Source organism: Actinomadura rubrobrunea NBRC 15275 (genome assembly GCF_001552235.1).
Classification (GTDB): Bacteria; Actinomycetota; Actinomycetes; order Streptosporangiales; family Streptosporangiaceae; genus Spirillospora; species Spirillospora viridilutea.
In genome coordinates, this window is record NZ_BCQU01000036.1 from 41,906 (window position 1) to 60,550 (window position 18,645).

At 74.8% G+C, this 18,645-nt stretch carries 15 protein-coding genes; 7 read left to right on the forward strand and 8 right to left on the reverse strand.

The annotated features are described in order from the left end of the window. Positions 1-26: 26 nt before the first annotated feature. The gene (locus AR3_RS13645) at positions 27-1,610 is read right to left on the reverse strand and encodes an Hsp70 family protein (RefSeq protein ID WP_067914014.1); all 1,584 of its coding nucleotides are present in this window, start codon (positions 1,608-1,610) and stop codon (positions 27-29) included. Positions 1,611-1,617: 7 nt separating this feature from the next. After that, a complete protein-coding gene (locus AR3_RS29610) occupies positions 1,618-2,457 on the reverse strand; it encodes a nucleotide exchange factor GrpE (RefSeq protein WP_083951470.1) in 840 nt (279 codons plus the stop codon). 196 nt (positions 2,458-2,653) lie between these two features. Here AR3_RS29610 and AR3_RS13655 point away from each other — a divergent pair, with 196 nt between their 5' ends. From AR3_RS13655 to AR3_RS13665, 3 genes are all read left to right on the forward strand, one after another. Beyond that, positions 2,654-3,325: an ACT domain-containing protein gene (locus AR3_RS13655; RefSeq protein WP_067914017.1), complete on the forward strand. Its 672-nt coding sequence runs from the start codon at positions 2,654-2,656 to the stop codon at positions 3,323-3,325. Between the two features lie 207 nt (positions 3,326-3,532). Then, complete coding sequence (locus tag AR3_RS13660; protein WP_390098740.1) at positions 3,533-4,210, forward strand: class II aldolase/adducin family protein; 678 nt, start codon at positions 3,533-3,535, stop codon at positions 4,208-4,210. Between the two features lie 58 nt (positions 4,211-4,268). After that, positions 4,269-4,691 carry a TIGR03668 family PPOX class F420-dependent oxidoreductase gene (locus tag AR3_RS13665; protein ID WP_067914023.1) on the forward strand — a complete coding sequence of 141 codons (423 nt, stop codon included), beginning with the start codon at positions 4,269-4,271 and terminating at the stop codon, positions 4,689-4,691. Between the two features lies 1 nt (position 4,692). Here the strand turns inward: AR3_RS13665 and AR3_RS13670 are convergent, their stop codons facing one another. Continuing rightward, complete coding sequence (locus tag AR3_RS13670; protein ID WP_227023033.1) at positions 4,693-5,697, reverse strand: ADP-ribosylglycohydrolase family protein; 1,005 nt, start codon at positions 5,695-5,697, stop codon at positions 4,693-4,695. A 106-nt stretch (positions 5,698-5,803) separates the two neighbouring features. Next, on the reverse strand, positions 5,804-6,631 hold the full coding sequence (locus AR3_RS13675) for an AraC family transcriptional regulator (protein WP_227023032.1): 828 nt from the start codon (positions 6,629-6,631) through the stop codon (positions 5,804-5,806). 51 nt (positions 6,632-6,682) lie between these two features. Here AR3_RS13675 and AR3_RS13680 point away from each other — a divergent pair, with 51 nt between their 5' ends. Further along, complete coding sequence (locus AR3_RS13680; protein WP_083951471.1) at positions 6,683-7,093, forward strand: PTH2-like family protein; 411 nt, start codon at positions 6,683-6,685, stop codon at positions 7,091-7,093. On the opposite strand, the gene AR3_RS13685 is transcribed toward AR3_RS13680, so the two are convergent. Then, positions 7,068-8,183, reverse strand: a complete 1,116-nt coding sequence (locus AR3_RS13685) for an acyl-CoA dehydrogenase family protein (RefSeq protein WP_067914032.1) — start codon at positions 8,181-8,183, stop codon at positions 7,068-7,070. The genes AR3_RS13680 and AR3_RS13685 overlap by 26 nt on opposite strands. On the opposite strand from AR3_RS13685, the gene AR3_RS32610 reads away from it, so the two are divergent. Beyond that, positions 8,086-8,616: an aldo/keto reductase gene (locus AR3_RS32610; RefSeq protein WP_083951472.1), complete on the forward strand. Its 531-nt coding sequence runs from the start codon at positions 8,086-8,088 to the stop codon at positions 8,614-8,616. The genes AR3_RS13685 and AR3_RS32610 overlap by 98 nt on opposite strands. 65 nt (positions 8,617-8,681) lie before the next feature. On the opposite strand, the gene AR3_RS13695 is transcribed toward AR3_RS32610, so the two are convergent. From AR3_RS13695 to sbnA, 3 genes are read right to left on the reverse strand one after another with little or no spacing between them, the layout of a single operon-like run. Beyond that, positions 8,682-8,915: a hypothetical protein gene (locus AR3_RS13695; protein ID WP_067914038.1), complete on the reverse strand. Its 234-nt coding sequence runs from the start codon at positions 8,913-8,915 to the stop codon at positions 8,682-8,684. A 52-nt stretch (positions 8,916-8,967) separates the two neighbouring features. Continuing rightward, positions 8,968-9,987, reverse strand: coding sequence for a 2,3-diaminopropionate biosynthesis protein SbnB (gene sbnB / locus AR3_RS13700; protein ID WP_067914041.1), 1,020 nt, complete (start codon positions 9,985-9,987; stop codon positions 8,968-8,970). After that, positions 9,984-11,042 (reverse strand): 2,3-diaminopropionate biosynthesis protein SbnA, encoded by a 1,059-nt coding sequence (sbnA, locus tag AR3_RS13705; protein ID WP_083951473.1) that lies wholly within the window; start codon positions 11,040-11,042, stop codon positions 9,984-9,986. The genes sbnB and sbnA overlap by 4 nt, the downstream gene beginning before the upstream one ends. A gap of 286 nt (positions 11,043-11,328) precedes the next feature. Between sbnA and AR3_RS13710 the strand changes: the two genes are divergently transcribed. Beyond that, the gene (locus AR3_RS13710) at positions 11,329-12,855 is read left to right on the forward strand and encodes an amino acid adenylation domain-containing protein (RefSeq protein WP_067914045.1); all 1,527 of its coding nucleotides are present in this window, start codon (positions 11,329-11,331) and stop codon (positions 12,853-12,855) included. A 406-nt stretch (positions 12,856-13,261) separates the two neighbouring features. Then, positions 13,262-18,645 (forward strand): non-ribosomal peptide synthetase (locus AR3_RS13715; RefSeq protein WP_157406666.1); only part of this gene is annotated, 5,384 nt, incomplete at its 3' end.

Sequence of the window (18,645 nt, forward strand, 5' to 3'; positions counted from 1 at the left end):
GCGGGGCGCCTCCTCGCTCCGCGGCGTCAGCTCACCCGCACCCGCGACAGGGCCCGGCGCGACTTCTCGACCTCCTCCTCGGACATGCCGCCCACGTCGATCTTCAGCTCCAGCGTGTCGCCGCTCTCCTTCTCCACGGCCGTCACGTTCAGCAGGCCGGAGGAATCCAGCGCGAAGGTCACCTCCACTGGCCAGCCGGCCTTCTTGCCCGGCGGGATGCGCACCTCCCCGGTGGCGATCTCGTTGTTGTCGGCCAGCTCGGGGGACTCCACGCTGCCCGCCTGCTCCATCACGCGGATGTCGGCGGCGGTCTGGTCGTCGTGGACGGTGAAGAAGTCCTCCGTCTTGGCGGCGGGCAGCTCGTCGTTGGCGTGCACCAGGTGCGCCACGTGCTCGGCGCCGGTCTCGCGGTCCACCACCACGATCCCGAACGCGCGCGAGGCCACCGTCTTGATCTGCCGCCCGGCGATCTGCCGCTTCTGCTCGGCGGTCAGGCCCGCGCGGTCGGCCATCTCCTCGGCGCGGTCGGCGGCGCCCTCGGCCACCAGCCGCCGGTAGGTCTCCTCGAACGCGTACAGGGCCGCGCCCTTGGCCACCGCCAGGTCCGGGTCCTGCAGCCGGGGCGTCAGGCCGAGCTCGGTCTCCAGCCGCGCCGCCACGACGGGCATCTTGGTCGACCCGCCCACCAGCACCAGCTCGTCGTAGTCGGTGATCCCCTTGTCGGCCGCGACCGCCAGGGTCCGCCCGGTGATCTCGATGGTGCGGTCGAGCAGGTCCTTGGTGAGCTCCTCCAGCTTCTCCCGGGTCACCTCGACGGTGGAGACGCGCCCGTCGTGCATGACGCGGACGGTGTGGGAGGTGCGGGCGCTCAGCGCCTTCTTGGCCTCCTCGGCGTCGCGCCGCAGCTGCTGCTCGGTCTGCCGGTCGTCCAGCGGGTCGCCCGCGTCCGGGTGCTCGGCGCGGAACCGCTCGGCCAGGTACTCCACCAGCCGCGCGTCCCAGTCGGCGCCGCCCAGCTCGTGGTCGCCGTCGGTGCACACCACCTCGATGTGGCCGCCGCGCAGCGCGATCACGGTGGTGTCGAACGTGCCGCCGCCCAGGTCGTACACCAGGATGGTGCGGTCGGCGTCGGGGTTGAGCACCCCGTAGGTGATCGCCGCGGCGATCGGCTCGGACAGCACGTCGATGACGTTCAGCCCGGCGATCCGCCCCGCCTTGCGGGTGGCGTCGCGCTCGGCCGCCCCGAAGTAGGCGGGCACGGTGATCACCACGTCGCGCGCCTCCTCGCCGGTGGTGGTGCGCGCGTCGGTGGCCAGCTTGAGCAGGATGAACGCGCTCAGCTCCTCGGGGGTGTAGTCGAACCCGTGGATGGTGCGCGTCACGTCGCGGCCCATGTCCCGCTTGATCAGGCTGACCACGTTCTCCGGCTCGAGCACCGCGGTGTCCTTGGCGGTGGCGCCGACGATCACGTTGTCGCCGCTTTCGAAGTACACCACCGAGGGCGTGGTGTCCGTGCCCTCCAGGTTGCGCAGGACGGTGGGGCGCCCCACGTCGTCGACGCAGGCGATGCAGGAGTAGGTGGTTCCCAGGTCGATCCCGTAGACGGCCATGTCCTCTTCACCTATCGCTACCTGGTCCGGGCGCGCCGCTCGCGGTGGCGCGGCGGGCGCGGGACGCGGAGGGCGGCGTGGACGATGCGGTTGACGTGGTCGCCATCGTCTCGCCCGCCCCGGCCTCGCGTCGATGACTTTGCCGACTTGTTGGATCAGCGGCCGCGTCCGGCTCCGGACCGGCGGCCGGTCCGGGCGCCGGGGCCGGTTCGGGCGCCGGATCCGGCGCCTTGGCGACGCACACCTCGGCCTTGCGCACCACCCGGCCGCCCCGCTCGAACCCGTCCGTCCGCGCCCACAGCACGGTGCCCGCCAGCGCCGGGTCGGCGACGCGCTCGACCGCCACCGGGCGGTGCCGCGCCGCGTCGAACGGCTCCCCGGGCTCGACGGTGAAGCGCTCGACGCCCGAGCGGGCCAGCGCGTCGGCGATCTCGTCGGCCACCGCCTCCAGCAGCGCGGCGGCGTGCGCGGGGTCGGGCGGGTCCGGCTCGGCCCACCGGCGCGCCTCCCGCCGGGCCTGGTCGTGCAGCCGGTAGAGCGCGGCGCGCAGCGGCTCGAGCGCCGTCTCCAGCTCGCCGCGCCGCAGCCGCTCGTTCTCCTCGTGCAGGCGGTCGATGACGGCCTCGCGGTGCGCGGCCCGCTCGTGCTCGCGGTCGAGCCGCGCCGCCAGCGCGGCCAGGGCGTCGCGGATCCCGGCGATCGCGTCGCCGTCCGCCACGACGGCGTCCGTCCCGGGGACGGCCGCCACGGGGATGTCGTGCCCGTCGCCCTCGGCGGGCGGACGCGCCGGTTCCGCGGGGGCCTCGCCGGAGGCCTCGTTTACTGGGCGACCCGGAGCACTCGACACGTGCAGTAACCCTAACGGCCCCCAGGCGGCGAGGGTAGGTCCGCCGTTGACCTTCCCTAAACGTGCCGTTGACCGGCCTCGTCATAGGTTTGCCCTACCTCCACCTGTTTGTCGGCTTTGACATGCGGCGGTAACACAGCCGAAACGCCGCTTCCGCACCCTGAACGGACCGTGTTCCGAACACAGGAGGTGGGCCATGTTGCTGCGGATACGCGTCCGGCTGCCGGATCGTCCCGGCTCGCTGGGCAGAGTGGCGCGGATTCTGGGAGCGGCGGGCGCCGACGTGGTGCAGATGGCCGTCCTGGAACGCGACGGCGGACGTGCCTTGGACGACTTCACCGTGCTCTGGCCCGCGGAGGCGGGGTTCGGGCGGCTGGCGGACGGGCTGGGGTCGGTGCCGGGCGTGCAGGTGATCGGGATGTGGCCGACGGTGGAGCCGCAGGGCGCCTACCCGGACGCGGCGCTGATCGGGCAGCTGGCCGCCGCGCCCGAGCGCGGCCCGGTGACCTTGGTCGACGCCGTGCCGGCACTGCTCAGCGCGGACTGGGCGGGCCTGGCCGCGGGCGGCCCGGACGGCCACGCGCTCGTGCACTGCAGCCTGGCCTGCGGGACGACGCCGGAGCTGCCGGACCTGCACCCGGTGCGGGCGCGCGCCTTCGCCCTGGACGACGGCACCCAGTTCGCGATCTGCCCGATCGCCGGGGCCGGCGGCGGGGACCCGCGGGTGCTGGTGGTGGCGCGGACGGGCGCCCCGCCGTTCCACCGCACGGAGGTGTTCCGGCTGGAGCAGCTGGTGAGCGCGGCCGAGGCGGTGCTCGGCGTCCGAGGGACCGGGACAAAAGACCCAGACCTGGTGCGAACGTCTTAATTGGGAGGAAACCAACTAGATATCAACGGCGTCTAAGGTGTTCGAACGGCCCGACGATGCGGCGGCGCGGTCGCATCGCCGGGCCGTTCTCATGGCCTGCTGCTCTCGCCCCCTGCCCAGTGCCCGCCGCGCCTGGTCGTCGGAACGCCGGGCGGCGGCAAGACGGCCCTGTTCCCCGCGGCGCGTCGAAGGCCGTACCGTACGGCGATGGCGGACGGTGAAAAGGGGGTTTCGATGCTGCTCGCCGAGGAACGCGCCGAACTGTGCCGGATCGGCCGGCAGATGGCCGCCGGCGGCCTGGTGGTCGGGTCCGCCGGCAACATCAGCGTGCGCTCCGGCGACCTGGTGGCCGTCACCCCCGGCGGGATGATGCTGGACCGCATGTCTCCCGAGGACTGCCCGGTGCTCGACATGTCAGGCCGGCCGGTGGAGGGGCGGCGGGCGCCGTCCTCGGAGACGCCCATGCATCTGGCCGTCTACGAGGAGTCCGGCGCATCGGCGGTCGTGCACACCCACTCCACCTACGGGGCCGTCGTCGCCTCCACCATGACCGAGCTGCCCCCGATCCACTACACGACTCTGCTGCTGGGCGGGGTGGTGCGGGTCGCCGAGTACGCCACGTACGGCACGGCCGAACTGGCCGCCAACGTGCGCAAGGCCCTGGAGGGCGGCAGGCGGGCCGCGCTGATGGCCAACCACGGCGGCGTCACCCTCGGCGGGGACCTGGACGAGGCGTACGAGAACGCCCGGCTCCTGGAGTGGCTGTGCGGGGTGTACGTACGGGCCAAGATGATCGGCGAACCGCGCATCCTCACCGAGGAGGAGCTGGCCAAGGCGGCCGAGCGCGGCCTGCGCCCGCCGGAGTACCCGCGCCGGGAGGCGTGACCGGACCAGGGCCGCCCCGCCCTTGGGTCAGCGGCGGCATCCGTGTCAGGCTGCGAGTATGCCGAGGCTTCCGCAGGACGTCGCCTGGCGGCGGCTCATCTCCGTCCCGGTCGTCCGCCTGGCGACCGTGGACGAGCACGGGCGCCCCCACCTGGTCCCGGTGACGTTCGCCGTGCGTCACGCCGTCCTGTACACCGCCGTCGACCACAAGCCCAAGCGGTCCCGCGACCTGCGCCGCCTGGCCAACATCCGCGCCAACCCGCACGTCTCGCTGCTGGCCGACCATTACGACGACGACTGGGACCGCCTGTGGTGGGTGCGCGCCGACGGCCACGCCCGCGTCATCGACGACCCCGCCGCCATGGCCGACCCGATCGCCCTCCTGCGCGACCGCTACGCCCAGTACCGCGACCGGCCGCCGCAGGGCCCCGTCATCGCCGTGACCATCGACGCCTGGACCGGCTGGGCCGCCTCCGACTAGCTCAGTCCCAGGCCCGTCCCAGGCGCGCCAGGCGGTCGGCGTACTCGATCCGCTCCGCCCACTCGGCGGGCCAGGCGTCCATGCCCAGGTGCGCGCCGGCGAACGCGCCCGCCAGGCACGCGATCGAGTCGGAGTCCCCCGAGCTGGCCGCGCCGCGCCGGATCGCCGCCACCGGGTCGTCCGGGAACATCAGGAAGCACAGCAGCGCCGTGGCCAGGGCCTCCTCGGCGACCCATCCCTCGCCGGTCGCCGCGCAGGGGTCGGCGGCGGGGTCGGGCGCGCGGAGGGCGGCCTCCAGGCGGTCCAGCGCGTCCAGGCACTCGTCCCAGCCCCGCGCGATGAACTCCTCCGGGCTGTCGGCGCCCGCCCGCCGCCACAGCTCGCCCAGCCACCGCTCGTGGTACACGGTGCGCCGGACGCGGCAGCGCTCCCGCAAGGCCGACGGCAGCTCCTTGGGCGTCACCAGGTCGCGCCGCAGCCACCACACCGCGTACGCCGTCAGCTCGCTGGCGGCCAGGCCCGTGGGGTGGCCGTGCGTCAGCGCCGCCTGCAGCTGCGCCGCGCCCGACCGCTGCTCGTCCGTCAGCCCCGGCACGAGCCCGACCGGCGTGACGCGCATGTTCGCGCCGCAGCCCTTGGAGTCGTGGACCGTCGCCTCGACCCAGGGGTGCCCTTCGGCGAGCCCTCCGATGGCCCGCATGCACGTGTTGCCCGGGGCCCGGTTGTTGTCGGGGCTGCGCGCCCAGTCGATGAACCGCCGCCGCCACAGCGGCTCGATCAGCTCGGGGGTGAGCGACGCGTCGCCCGGCGCGTCGAGCAGCCCTTCGCCCACGGCCAGGCCCATCTGCGTGTCGTCGGTGACCAGCGCCGGATCGCCCGGCAGCTCGCGCGGCCCGTCCGGCCCGTACCGCTCGGCGATCCGCCGCATGTCCAGGAACTCGGTGTCCTTGCCCAGCGCGTCCCCGTACGCCAGCCCGAACATGCTTCCGCTCGCCCGTCGCGTCACTGCCGCTCCTCGTCGTCGATTCCGCCTTCCGCATTGTGGCGGACGCCCGGCGCGCGGCGCACAGCGTCAGCGCGCGGCGGACAGTGTCAGTGCGCGGCGGACAGTGTCAGTGCGCGGCGCGCCGGTAGGCGGCCGGGGTGATCCCGTAGCAGCGGACGAACCAGCGGGTCAGGTGGCTCTGGTCGGCGAATCCGGTGGCCGCGGCGACCTCGGCGATCGGGTCGCCGCGGGCGATGAGGCGGCGGGCGGCGCGCAGCCGGAGCTGGCGCTGGTAGTCGCTCGGCGCCATCCCGTAGGCCCGCCGGAACGCCCGGTAGAGCGCGAACCGGCTGCATCCGGCCTCGCGCGCCAGCTCCTCGGCCGAGATGTCGTCGAGAAGGCCGTCGTGCAGCCGTTCGCGGGCCCGTTGGACCACGCGCGCGTCGGCGCGCGACGGCGAGGGCGCGGTCACTCGGCCGGAACCGACGGCGGCGCGGCGCACCATGGACGCCACCGTCGCGGTCAGCAGCTCGTCGCGCCGCAGCCGCGACGCGCCCCCGGCCAGGGCGCGGTGCAGCGCCCGCAGGTCCCGCGCCAGCACCGGATCCTCCACCACCGGCGACGCGAACAGCGGCAGCCCGGTCGGACGGCCGGTGATGTCGGCGAGCACCTCGCCGACCAGGTCGGGTCCCAGGTGGACGATCCGGTAGATGAACCCGGCCCGGTCCGCGGGGCCGCCGTCGTGCGCGTCGTCGGGGTTGAACGCCATGACCATCCCGGCCGCGCTGGTGTGGGCGGCGCCGCGGCAGCGGAACGCCTGCCTGCCCTCCTCGGTGACGCCGAAGGAGTACGTCTCGTGGCTGTGCCGGTGGTAGGAGCGCCGTTCGAAGCGGGCGTGCATGGCCTCGAGCGGCCGGTCGCCGTCGCGCCAGTAGCGGGTCCATTCGCCGCTCACGCGCACGAGCGTACAAGACGCGCCCGGAGCCCCGTCGCGACCATGACGCCCATGCGCGTCACCACCAAGATCGCCATCGTGGTGCGGGACGACCTGGCCGCCTGGCAGCGGCTGAACGTCACCGCGTTCCTGGCCGGGGCCGTCGCCGCCGGGCATCCGGATCTGATCGGCGAGCCGTACGAGAACGCCTCCGGCGACCGCTACCTGCCGATGTTCCGCCAGCCCGTCCTGGTGTACGCGGGCACCGGCGAGGACCTCGCCCGCGTCCACGCCCGGGCCCTGGCCCGGGAGGTGAGCATGGCCGTGTACATCGAGGACATGTTCAAGACCGGCAACGACGTCGACAACCGCGCCACCGTCCGCGCCGTCGCCGCCGAGGAGATGCCGCTGGTCGGCCTCGGCCTGTACGGGCCGAAGAACCCGCTGGACAAGATGCTCAAGGGGCTGGCGCTGCACCCGTGATCCCGACGAGCTCGGCCAGCCGCCGCCGATGCGCCGCCGGGGAGCCGAGCAGCTCCCGCGAGGACGCGGCCCGCTTGAAGTACAGGTGCGCGTCGTGCTCCCAGGTGAACCCGATGCCGCCGTGGAGCTGGACGGTCTCGGCGGCGACCCGGAAGAACGCCTCCGAGCAGTACGCCTGGGCCAGCGCGGCGGCGACGGGCAGCTCCTCGGGGGCGCCGTCGGCGACGTCCGCGGCGTGCGCCACTGCCGACCGGGCCGACTCCACCAGCACGAACATGTCGGCGCACCGGTGCTTGACGGCCTGGAAGGAGCCGATCGGACGGCCGAACTGGCGGCGCACCTTGACGTACTCCACCGTCATCTCCAGCGCCCGCTGCATGCCGCCCAGCTGCTCGGCCGCCAGCGCCACCGCCGCCAGGTCCATGACGCGCGGGTCGTAGGCACCCACCGGCCGGGCCGGGGCGCCCCGGAACTCCAGCCGGGCCATCTTGCGCGTCTGATCGAGCGTGGGCAGGGGCGTCCGGGCGAGTCCGTCGGCGTCGCCGCGCACGGCGAACAGCGCGCGCCGGCCCTCGCGGTCGGCCACGACCAGGATGAGGTCGGCGATGCCGCCGTCCAGCACGTACGTCTTGGCGCCGTCGAGCACCCAGCCGCCCGGCGCGGGGCGGGCCGCCGTCCGCACGCGGTCGGGGTCCCAGCGCTCGTCCTCCATCCACGCCAGGGCGGCGATGGCGCTCCCGTCGGCGATGCCCGGAAGCAGGTCGCGGGCGGCGTCCTCGTCCCCCGAGCCGAGCAGCGCGTACCCGGCCAGCACCACCGAGGACAGGAACGGCGCGCACACCAGCGCCCGCCCCATCTCCTCCATGACGACCGCCAGTTCCCGCATCCCGTACCCGGCGCCGCCGAACCGCTCCGGGACGGCCAGCCCCTGCAGCCCGAGCTGCCCGGCCATCTGCGCCCAGATCCGCGGGTCGTAGCCTTCGTCCGTCGCCATGAGCCGCCGCACCCGCGCGCTCGGCGACGCGTCGGCGAAGAACCGCCGCAGCGTGTCCCGCAGCTCCCGCAGCTCCTCGGTGGCGTCCGGCCCCATCCCGCCAGCCTCCCAACCAAACGCATGCTTGGTACCGGTCCCCATCCTGCCCCAGGGACGCGGGCGGGCACCAGAGCCGGGCGCGAGCCCGCTGGCCAGGGGCATGCTCGCCGGCACCCGCAGCCGCGGCGGCGGCAGGCACACGCTGCGCGCCCGCACCGACCGGTACGCCGAGCTCCTCTACACCGACGAGAGCGACTTCGACATCGCGGACGCGGTGCGCGCGGTCGCCGGCGAACGGGGCGTCACGATGGCGCGGGTCGCGCTCGCCTGGCTGCTCGACCGGCCGGGCGTCGTCTCGCCGATCATCGGGGCGGGCGAGGTCGCGCACCTCGCCGAGGCGGTCGCCGCGACCGGGCTGACGCTCACCGACGAGGAGAAGGCCCGCCTGGAGGCGCCCTACCGCCCCCACCCGATCAGCGGCCACGAGTGACGCGCCGCCGCCGGCGCGGCGCCGGGAGCGGGCCGCCGCCGCTCCCGGGCGCCGGCGTCGGCCGGTCAGGGGGCCCAGTCGTGCGGGCCGAGGACGAAGCCCGCGTCGCCGCACCGCAGGTGGTTCACGGCCAGCAGGTGCGCCAGGGCCGCCCGGATGTCCTCCTCGGGCCCGCCGATCAGCCGGTTCAGCGTGGCCAGGTCGGCGGTGGCGCCGTCCTTGTCGATCTCGGCGACCGTCTCGTACACCACGAGCTCGAAGTCGCTCAGTTCCTGGACGTCGCCGCGTCGCTCCTCCATGTCGGCCCCATGCCCCCTGCGCGGCGGTTCAGACACGGGCGCCGGGCCCGTCTCACCCGTAGCGGTCGAGCTCGTGGAAGAAGTTCGGGACCGTGTGCAGCCGGCCGGCGGCGGCGACGTGCTCGTAAACCTGCAGCGCCACGGCCAGGTCGAGGACGCCCAGGCCGAACGGGGAGAAGATCACGGGCCGGTCGGCGGGCGGGACCAGGGCGCCGGTCAGCACGTCGTAGAGCGTCCCGGCGACGAAGCCGCGGTGCCCGACGCGCTGCTCGGTCAGGTGCGGGGAGGTGCCGGCCTTCAGGCAGTGGTCGACGTCGTCCACGACGTTCCACGCGGACAGGATGATCTCCGGGGACAGGTCGCGCAGGGAGATGTGCAGCACCAGCGGCGCGTGCGCGAACCAGGCGGGGTCGGCGACGTGCGGCTCGCCCGCCACGGTCGCGAAGACCACCAGGTCGCAGGAGCGGATCAGGTCCTCGGCCCGGTCGTGGACGGTGACGGCGGACTCGCCCGCGCGGTCCAGGTAGCCGCGGAAGCCCGCCGCGTGCACCGGGGACAGGTCGTGCACCGCCACCTCGTCGAACGCGAACCCGGCCGCCCGCAGGTAGGTGTGCACGTAGCGGGCGATCAGCCCGGCGCCGACGAAGCCCGCGCGGCGCGGGCGGGCGGCGCCGCGCGCGTCGGCGAGCCGGGTCGCGGCCAGCGCGGCGGACCCGGCGGTGCGCGCCGCGCTGATGATCGAGCTTTCCAGGCAGGCGAACGGGTAGCCGGTCTCGGCGTCGTTGAGGACGAGCACGGCCGACGCGCGGGGCAGCCCGTCCGCCACGTTCTCCGGGAAACTGGCGATCCACTTGATGCCGTGCACCTCGCCGAGCGAGGCGGGCAGCGCGATGATCCGCGCGGACGGCCGGTCGGGGAAGCGGAGGAAGTAGGAGTCGGGGTTGACGGTGGCGCCCTCGCCGTGCCGCCGGTAGGCGGCCTCGACGGTCTCGATGACCTGGCGTTCGCGGCCGCCGAGGGCGTCCGCCACCTGGTCGCCCGGGATCACGGCGAAGGAGGGGGGCTGGGTCATGTGCGGCTCCGTCGCGGGTCGGCGCGGTCGGTGAGCGGGTCGGCGTGGTCGGTGAGCGGGTCGGCGGCGGAGCGGTCGCCGGACGCCGGGCCGGGGAACAGCTCGTCCGCCAGGTCGGGGAAGTGGCGGCGCAGCCAGCGCTCCTCGTACAGCGAGTCCAGATAGCGTTCGCCCAGGTCGGGCGCTATCGCGACGGCGACCGGGTCGGCGCCGGGATACTTGGCGGCCAGCCACCGCTCGGCGCCCGACACCACGGTGCCGGTGGAGCCGCCGAACAGGAATCCGCGCGCCGACAACCGGTGGACGGTGCGGATGGTGTCGGTCTCCGGCACGTGCACCACGTCGTCGATATAGGACTCGTCGACCAGCGGCGGGCGGCTGCTCGTGCCCAGCCCGGGCACCAGGCGCCGCCCGGGGGCGCCGCCGAAGGTGACCGAGCCGACCGCGTCCACCGCCACGATCGTGACGGGGCGCCGCCGCTCCCGGAAGTAGCGCGCGCAGCCCATGAGGGTGCCGGTGGTGCCCGCCCCGACGAACAGCACCTCCAGGCCCGGGAAGCCGCGGTCGATCGCGGGCGCGGTGCCGCGGTAGTGCGCCAGCCAGTTGTTGGGATTGGCGTACTGGTTGAGCCACAGGTAGCGGTCGTCGGACGCGCACAGCTCGCGCACGTAGGAGATGCGGCTCTCCAGGTAGCCGCCCGCCGCGTCGGGCCGGGAGACCACCCGGACCTCGGCGCCGAGGGCCCGCATCAGCCGCATCGTCGCGGGGTTGCAGCGCGGGTCGGTGACGCAGAGGAACCGGTGGCCGCGGGCCGCGGCGATGACGCTGAGCGCCACGCCCAGGTTGCCCGAGGACGACTCCACCAGGACCGAGTCGGGGGTCAGCGCGCCGACCCGCTCGGCCGCGTCGACCATCTCCGCGGCCGCCTTCAGCTTGACCGACCCGGCGAAATTGAAGCCCTCGCACTTGAGGTAGAGGGGGCAGCCGAGCACCGGCCGGAGGTCCACGTAGAGATCTTCGACATTGAAGTCCTGCGGCGAGCTGATGATGGGCACGCTGCCACCCTCGAACAAATGGCATTTGGCGGTTCGGCGGAGCCCCCGGGAACCGCGCCGAATTTCCCGGAATGGCTTTCGTCGCTCCCGAGCCCCCCGAATCCGCGCCAAGGCGCCGGGGCCCATGGCGGATCATCACCGTACCTTCGGGCATGTCCCCCCGCAACCCCCTACTTACCGGCGCGTAGCACGGAAAGCGAGAATCTTCGCGGAAGGCGCCATAAGCTGACGTCGCGGTGCTTTTTTGTGATGACGGGAACGACGTCGGACCTCACGGAGAGTGAACATGAGTGCTCGCGGACGGGCCGTCGACCGGCTGCTCACCCTGGACGAGCTGCCCGCGCTGCCGCTCCCCGACGACCAGGCCGAACGCGCCCGGGAGCGCGCGGCCCGGTACGGGATGACGCGCGACCACGCCGTCGAGCTGGGCGAACCCGTCATCGCGCGGGTGGAGCGCCGCGCCGCCGAGGGCGACCGGCTCGCCGTGCGCGACCGCCACCGCCGCCTCACCTACGCCGACCTGGCCGCCGAGGCGCGCCGCCTGGCCGCGCTGCTGGAGCGCTCGGGCGTCGAGCCGGGCACCGTGGTCGGCGTCGGCGGGGAGCGCGGCGCCGCCGTGGTCGCGGCGTTCCTGGCGATCGAACTGGTCGGCGCCCTGTACGTGCCCGTCGACACCGCCTGGCCCGCGGCCCGCGTCCGCGACGTCCTCGACCAGGCCGGAGCCGGCCTCCTGCTCGTCGCCGACGACGCCTCCGCGCGGGGATCGGCGCTGGTCGACGGGGCGCGGGAGGCCGGATGCCGGATCGTCCGGGCGTCGGAGGCGGAGCAGTGCCCGCCCTGGCAAGGGCCCGCCCGGCTCGACTCCCTGGACCAGCCCCGGTACGTGCTGTTCACCTCCGGGTCGACCGGCCGGCCCAAGGGCGCGGTCGTCGAGCACCGCGGCATGGTCAACCACCTGCACGCCAAGATCGTCGACCTGGGGCTGACCGCGGACGACGCGGTGGCCCAGACCGCCCCGCTCGGCTTCGACATCTCGGTGTGGCAGATGCTGTGCCCGCTGCTCGTCGGCGGCCGCGTGGAGGTGGTCGAGGACGAGGCGGCGCACGACCCGGTCGCGTTCGCGCGGGCCGTGGAGCGGCGCGGCATCACGGTCGCGGAGCTGGTGCCCACCATGGTGCGGCACCTGCTGGACGACCTGGCGGCCGACTCCGGCCGGTCCGGCGTGCCGGACGGGCTGCGCTGGATGATCGCCACCGGGGAGGAGCTGCCCGCCGAGCTGGCGCGCCGCTGGCTGGCCGCGGCGCCGCACGCGCGGCTGCTCAACGCCTACGGCCCCACCGAGTGCTCCGACGACGTCACCCACCACGTGGTCACCGAGGGCGACCTGGACCTGCTGCGCCTGCCCATCGGCACGCCGATCGTCAACGCGCGGCTGTACGTGCTGCGCGGCGAGGACGACGGCGCCTGGCGCGCCTGCGACCTCGGCGAGACGGGCGAGCTGTTCGTCGGCGGCGTCTGCGTGGGACGCGGCTACCTGGGCGACCCCGAACGCACCCGCGCCGCCTTCTACCGCGACCCCTTCGACCCGGCGGGACGGCTGTACCGCACCGGCGACGCCGTCCGGCTGCTGCCGCCGGGGGAGGGCGGGGAGGACCGGCCCGTCCTGCAGTACCTGGGCCGCGTGGACCGCCAGGTCAAGATCGCCGGGGTGCGGATGGAGCTGGGCGAGATCGAGGCCGTGCTGCGGCGGCACCCGTCCGTCGGCGCCGCCGCCGTGGTGGTCCACGAGCACCCCGCGCCGCCGCGGCCATAACGCACGGTAATCGCGCCGTCCTTGATCGGTCGCCGTTCTTTGTCACCCGCCGCGCGCCCGGCGGGCGCGGCGCGCGGCGGCGCGGGCGCGCTTTTGTCACGGGCGTGAGCATTTCGCCGGGGCAAGTTCTGCTTTTTGGGGGATTGCCAGTCCGCCGGACGGGCTGGTTGACTGTGGCCCCGCTACTCGGCGGTAGACAAGGTCGGAGGGCGGATCCCCATCCGGGCCGACAAAGCGGCGGCCGCACCTGCCGGCCCGGGCAATCCGGAGCGCGACCGGGACGGCGCGCTCGGTGCACGGGGGCCGGGCCGCGACTCGGGGAAAGGGGACGGGGAACGGCTCGCAACTTCGGTGGTCACTTGTCGCGGAATCGAAATCCCCTCGCGACCGGGAAAGCAATTGCCTGATGTCCTCCATTGAGTACGTGCCACTTTCGGCGGCGCAGCGCGGGGTGTGGTACGCGCAGCAGCTGACGCCCGCGACGCCGATCCACATCGCGCAGTACATCGAGATCGAGGGCCCGGTCGACCACGCGTTGCTCGACCGCGTGGCGCGGGTCGCCGCCCACGAGGCGGAGGCCCTGCACGTGCGCCTGACCGAACGCGACGGGGAGCCCCGCCAGATCCTCGGCCCCGACCCGACGGCGACGATCCCGCTGGTGGACCTGAGCGGCGAGCCGGACCCGCGCGCCGCCGCCGAGGCGTGGATGCGCGCCCGCATGGCCGAGCCGCTGCCGCTGGACGCCGACCGGCTCTACGCGACCGCGCTGCTGCGGCTGTCCCCGGACCTGCACTGGTGGTTCCTCCGCGCGCACCACGTCATCCAGGACGCCTACTCCGGCTCGATCATCAGCCGCCGCGCCGCCGAGGTCTACACCCGGCTGGCCCGCGGCGAGGAGTACGAGCCCGCCCCGCGCGGCTCGTACCGGGAGCTGCTGGCGGAGGAGGCCGCCTACCGCGAGAGCGAGCGCTTCCAGAAGGACCGCGCGTTCTGGATGGAGCGGTTCGCCGACCGTCCCCTGGCGGCGAGCCTCGCCGACGGGATGGCCGAGCCGACCGCCGACTACCTCAGCCGCGTCGCCGCCCTGCGGCCGGACGAGGCGGCGCGGCTGGCCGCGGGGGCGCGGCGGTTGCGGACCGCGACGCCCGCGCTGGCGATCGCCGCGACCGCCGCGTACGTGGCGCGAATGACCGGCGTCGACGACGTGATCCTGGGCCTGGCGGTGACCGGCCGCGCCACGCGCCTGGCGCGGGAGACGCCGGCGATGATGTCCACGGTCCTCCCGCTGCGGGTGGCCGTCCGCCCGGACATGACCGTCGAGGAGCTGGTGCGCACGACCGCGCGGACCGCCGCCCGGGTGCTGCGCCACCAGCGCTACCGCCGCGAGGACCTGCTGCGCGACCTGCGGCTGCTGGGGGAGCGGCGCCGCCTGTACGGCCCGGTCGTCAACATCATGGCGTTCGACAACCGGCTGGACTTCGCGGGCCTGCCCGCGCGGGTGCACGCCCTCACCACCGGCCCGATCGACGACCTGTCGATCAACATCTACGACAACCTCGACGGCTCCGGCATGCGGGTCGACTTCGAGGCGCACCCGGACCTCTACACCCCCGAGGAGGTCGCCGCCCACCACGACCGGTACCTGCGCCTCCTGCGGCGGCTGGCCGAGGCCGATCCGGCGACGCGGCTGGACGAGGTGGACCTCCTCGACGCCGCGGAACGGGCCCGCGTACTGAAGCAGGGGACCGGCACGGCCCTGCGCGTGCCCGACGCGTTGGCGCCGCAACTGGTGGAGGCGCAGGCGGCCCGCACGCCCGACGCGACCGCCGTCGCCCACGGCGGGACGACGGTGACGTACGCGGAGCTGAACGCGCGGGCCAACCGGCTGGCCCGGCACCTGATCGAGCGGGGCGTGGGCCCTGAGGACGTCGTCGGGCTGGCGCTGCCGCGCGACGCGGATCTGGTGGCGGCGGCGCTGGCGGTGCTGAAGGCCGGGGCCGCGTACGTGCCGATCGATCCGGCCTACCCGGCCGAGCGCATCGCGTTCATGCTGGACGACGCCGCGCCCGCCTGCGTCCTGACGACCCGCGGCACCCGCCTGCCGGAAGGGGCGCCGCGCATTGAAGTGGACGCGCTGACGCTGACCGCGTACCCCGCGGACGACGTCACCGACGCCGACCGGGTCCGGCCCCTGCGTCCCGACAACGCCGCCTACGTCATCTACACGTCGGGGTCGACCGGCCGTCCCAAGGGCGTGGTCGTCTCGCACGCGAACCTGGCCGACTTCTGCGCGGGCAGCGCGGCGTTCTACGGCCCCGACCGGCTGCGGCGCGTGCTGTTCTCCACGTCGCTGAACTTCGACGTGTCGGTGTTCGAGTGGCTCGTCCCGCTCACCGTGGGCGGCCGCGTCGAGGTGGTGCGGGACCTGCTGGAGGTCGCCGAACGAGGCGGCTGGGAGGGGACGCTGGTCAGCGGCGTCCCGTCCGTCCTGGCGGTGCTGCTGGCCCGCGACGGCCTGCGCCTTCGCGTCGACGACCTGGCGTTCGGCGGCGAGGCGCTGCCGCCGAGGCTGCTGCGGGACGCCCGCGAGCGCGTGCCCGGCGTCCGCGCCTCCAACATCTACGGACCGACCGAGGCGACCGTCTTCGTCACCGGCTGGTTCGACGACGGCAACGCCGAGGGCGCGGCGCCGATCGGCGGTCCGGTCGCCAACACGCGGCTGTTCGTGCTGGACGCGGCGCTGCGTCCGGTCCCCGCGGGCGTGCCGGGCGAGCTGTACGTGGCGGGGGACGGGCTGGCCCGCGGCTACCTGCGCCGCCCCGGTCTGACCGCGGAACGGTTCGTGGCGTGCCCGTTCGGTCCGCCCGGCGAGCGCATGTACCGGACGGGCGATCTGGTGCGGTGGAACCGCGACGGGCAGATCGAGTACCTGGGGCGGGTCGACGACCAGGTCAAGGTGCGCGGCTTCCGGATCGAGCCCGGCGAGATCGAGGCGGTGCTCGCCCGCCGCCCGGACGTGGCGCGCAGCGTGGTGGTCGCCCGGACGGACGCCGCCGGGGACACCGTGCTGGCCGCCTACGTCGTTCCCGCGCCGGGCGCCGCCGCCCCGGACCCGGCGGACCTGCGGGCGTTCGCCGCCACGGCGCTGCCGGACTACATGGTGCCGTCCGCCGTCGTCGTGCTGGACGAACTGCCGCTCACCCCCAACGGCAAGCTCGACCGCGCCGCCCTGCCCGCCCCCGATCTCACCGCGAGCGCCGGCGGAGGACGCGCCCCGCGCGACGTCCGCGAAGAGATCCTGTGCGGCATCGTCGCCGACGTGCTGGGCGTGGAACGGGTCGGCGTGGACGACGGCTTCTTCGACCTGGGCGGCGACTCGCTGAAGGCCACCCGCGTCGTGGCGCGCGCCCGCGCCGCCCTCGGGGTCGACCTGCCCGTCCGCGCCGTGTTCGAGACCCCGACCGTCGCCGGGCTGGCCGAACGCGCCGCGTCCGAAGCCCGCGCCGAACGCCCCCCGCTGCGGCCCGTGCCCGCCGAGCGCCGCCCCGACCCGCTGCCCGTCTCGTACGCGCAGGAACGCCTGTGGTTCCTGAACCGCCTGGAGGGACCGGCCGCCACCTATTCCATGCCGATCCCGCTGCGGCTGACCGGCCCGCTCGACCACGCGGCCATGCGCGCCGCGCTGCGCGACGTCGTGGCACGGCACGAGCCGCTGCGCACCGTCTTCGGCGACCGGGACGGCCGCCCCTACCAGCGGATCCTCCCCGACGCCGAACCGCGGCTGGAGATCACGCGCGTCCCGGACGGGGGCGACCTGCGCGCCGCCCTGGCCGCCGACGCCGCCCGCGGCTTCGACCTGTCCCGCGACCTGCCCGTCCGCGCCCACCTGTACCGGATCCGCGACGACGAGCACGTCCTGCTGATCGTGCTGCACCACATCGCCGGCGACGGCTGGTCGATGGCGCCGCTGGCGCGGGACGTCATCACCGCCTACCTGGCCCGCCGCGACGGGCGCGCCCCCGACTGGGAGCCGCTCCCCGTCCGATACGCCGACTACGCGCTGTGGCAGCGCGACCTGCTCGGCTCCGAGGACGACCCGGACAGCCCGGCCGCCCGGCAGCTGGAGTTCTGGCGCCGGACGCTCGCCGGCGTGCCCGACGAGATCGACCTGCCGACCGACCGGCCCCGCCCCGCCCGCGCCTCCTACCGCGGCGGCCAGGTCCCCTTCGACGTGCCCGAACGCCTGTACGAGGCGCTCGCCGCCGTGGCCCGCCGCCACAACGTCACCGTCTTCATGGTGCTGCAGGCGGCGCTGGCCGCACTTCTCACCCGCCTCGGCGCCGGCACCGACATTCCGATCGGGACGCCGGTCGCGGGCCGCACCGACCCCAGGCTGGACGATCTCGTCGGCGTGTTCGTCAACACGCTCGTGCTGCGGACCGACACCTCCGGCGACCCCGCGTTCGGCGAGCTGCTGGCGCGGGTGCGGGAGACGGACCTGGCGGCGTTCGCCCACCAGGACGTGCCGTTCGAACGCCTCGTCGAGGTGCTGAACCCGCGCCGCTCCCTCGCCCGGCACCCGCTGTTCCAGGTCATGCTCACCCTGCAGAACAACCCCGAGGCGCAGATCGACCTGCCGGGGCTCAGGGTGGCCGTGGAACCGGTGGACGTCGGCGTCGCCAAGTTCGACCTGGAGTTCCTGCTGGAGCCCTACCGGGACGGTCGCGGCGGGCTCGCCGGGACCATCGAGTACGCCCGCGACCTGTTCGACCAGGCCACCGTCGAACGCCTGGCCGCCTGGTACGTCGACGTCCTCGAGGCCGTCGCCGCCGACCCCGAGACGACGCTCGGGGACCTGCGCCTGCCGGGCGCCGACCGGCTCCGCCGCCCCGCCGCCGGGCCGACCGTCAAGCAGCTCGTGGCGTACGTCGTCCCCGCGCCGGGCCGGACCGTGGACCCCGAGGAGCTGCGCGCCCACGTGCGGGCGCACCTGCCGGAGGCGATGGTCCCGTCCGCCGTCGTCGTGCTGGACGAGCTGCCCCTGACCCCCAACGGCAAGGTCGACACCAAGGCGCTGCCGAGACCGGAGCCGCCGGCCGCGCCGGCCGCCGCGCCCTACCGCGCGCCGCGCGACGGCCGCGAGGAGGCCCTCGCCGCCATCGTCGCGGACCTGCTCGGCGTCGCCCGGGTCGGCATCGACGACGACTTCTTCGCGCTCGGCGGCAACTCGCTGATCGCGATGCGGGTCGTCAGCCGCGTCCGCCGCGTCCTCGGCGTCGAGCTGCCCGTCCGCGCCCTGTTCGAGGCCCCCACCGTGGCCGGCCTGTCCGCCCTGCTCGCCGCCGCCGGCGAGACGGGCCGCCCGCCGCTGGAACGCCGGGAACGGCCGGACCCGGTCCCGCTGTCGTACGCGCAGCGGCGGCTGTGGTTCCTCAACCGCTTCGAAGGCCCGTCGGCGACCTACAACATGCCCGTGGCGCTGCGCATCCGCGGCGCCCTCGACCGCGACGCGCTGCGCGCCGCGCTCGGCGACGTCGTGGCCCGGCACGAGTCGCTGCGCACGATCCTGCCCGACAGCGGCGGAGTGCCGCGCCAGCTCGTCCTCGACCCGTCCGCCGCACGTCCCGAACCGCACGTCGCCGACGTCACCGAGGCCGAACTGCCCGCGCACCTGGCCGCCGCCGCGGGACGACCGTTCGACATCTCCGCCGAGCCGCCGCTGCGCGCCCACCTCTTCCGGCTCGGCCCGGACGAGCACGTGGCGCTGCTGGTGCTGCACCACGTCGCCGG

Excerpts from the sequence above, each read along its gene's own strand:
- AR3_RS13645 (WP_067914014.1), bottom strand. The coding sequence starts at position 1,610 with ATGGCCGTCTACGGGATCGACCTGGGAACCACCTACTCCTGCATCGCC.
- AR3_RS13655 (WP_067914017.1), top strand. The coding sequence starts at position 2,654 with ATGTTGCTGCGGATACGCGTCCGGCTGCCGGATCGTCCCGGCTCGCTG.
- AR3_RS13660 (WP_390098740.1), top strand. The coding sequence starts at position 3,533 with ATGGCGGACGGTGAAAAGGGGGTTTCGATGCTGCTCGCCGAGGAACGC.
- AR3_RS13665 (WP_067914023.1), top strand. The coding sequence starts at position 4,269 with ATGCCGAGGCTTCCGCAGGACGTCGCCTGGCGGCGGCTCATCTCCGTC.
- AR3_RS13680 (WP_083951471.1), top strand. The coding sequence starts at position 6,683 with ATGCGCGTCACCACCAAGATCGCCATCGTGGTGCGGGACGACCTGGCC.
- AR3_RS32610 (WP_083951472.1), top strand. The coding sequence starts at position 8,086 with ATGAGCCGCCGCACCCGCGCGCTCGGCGACGCGTCGGCGAAGAACCGC.
- AR3_RS13685 (WP_067914032.1), bottom strand. The coding sequence starts at position 8,183 with ATGGGGCCGGACGCCACCGAGGAGCTGCGGGAGCTGCGGGACACGCTG.
- AR3_RS13695 (WP_067914038.1), bottom strand. The coding sequence starts at position 8,915 with ATGGAGGAGCGACGCGGCGACGTCCAGGAACTGAGCGACTTCGAGCTC.
- sbnB (WP_067914041.1), bottom strand. The coding sequence starts at position 9,987 with ATGACCCAGCCCCCCTCCTTCGCCGTGATCCCGGGCGACCAGGTGGCG.
- AR3_RS13710 (WP_067914045.1), top strand. The coding sequence starts at position 11,329 with ATGAGTGCTCGCGGACGGGCCGTCGACCGGCTGCTCACCCTGGACGAG.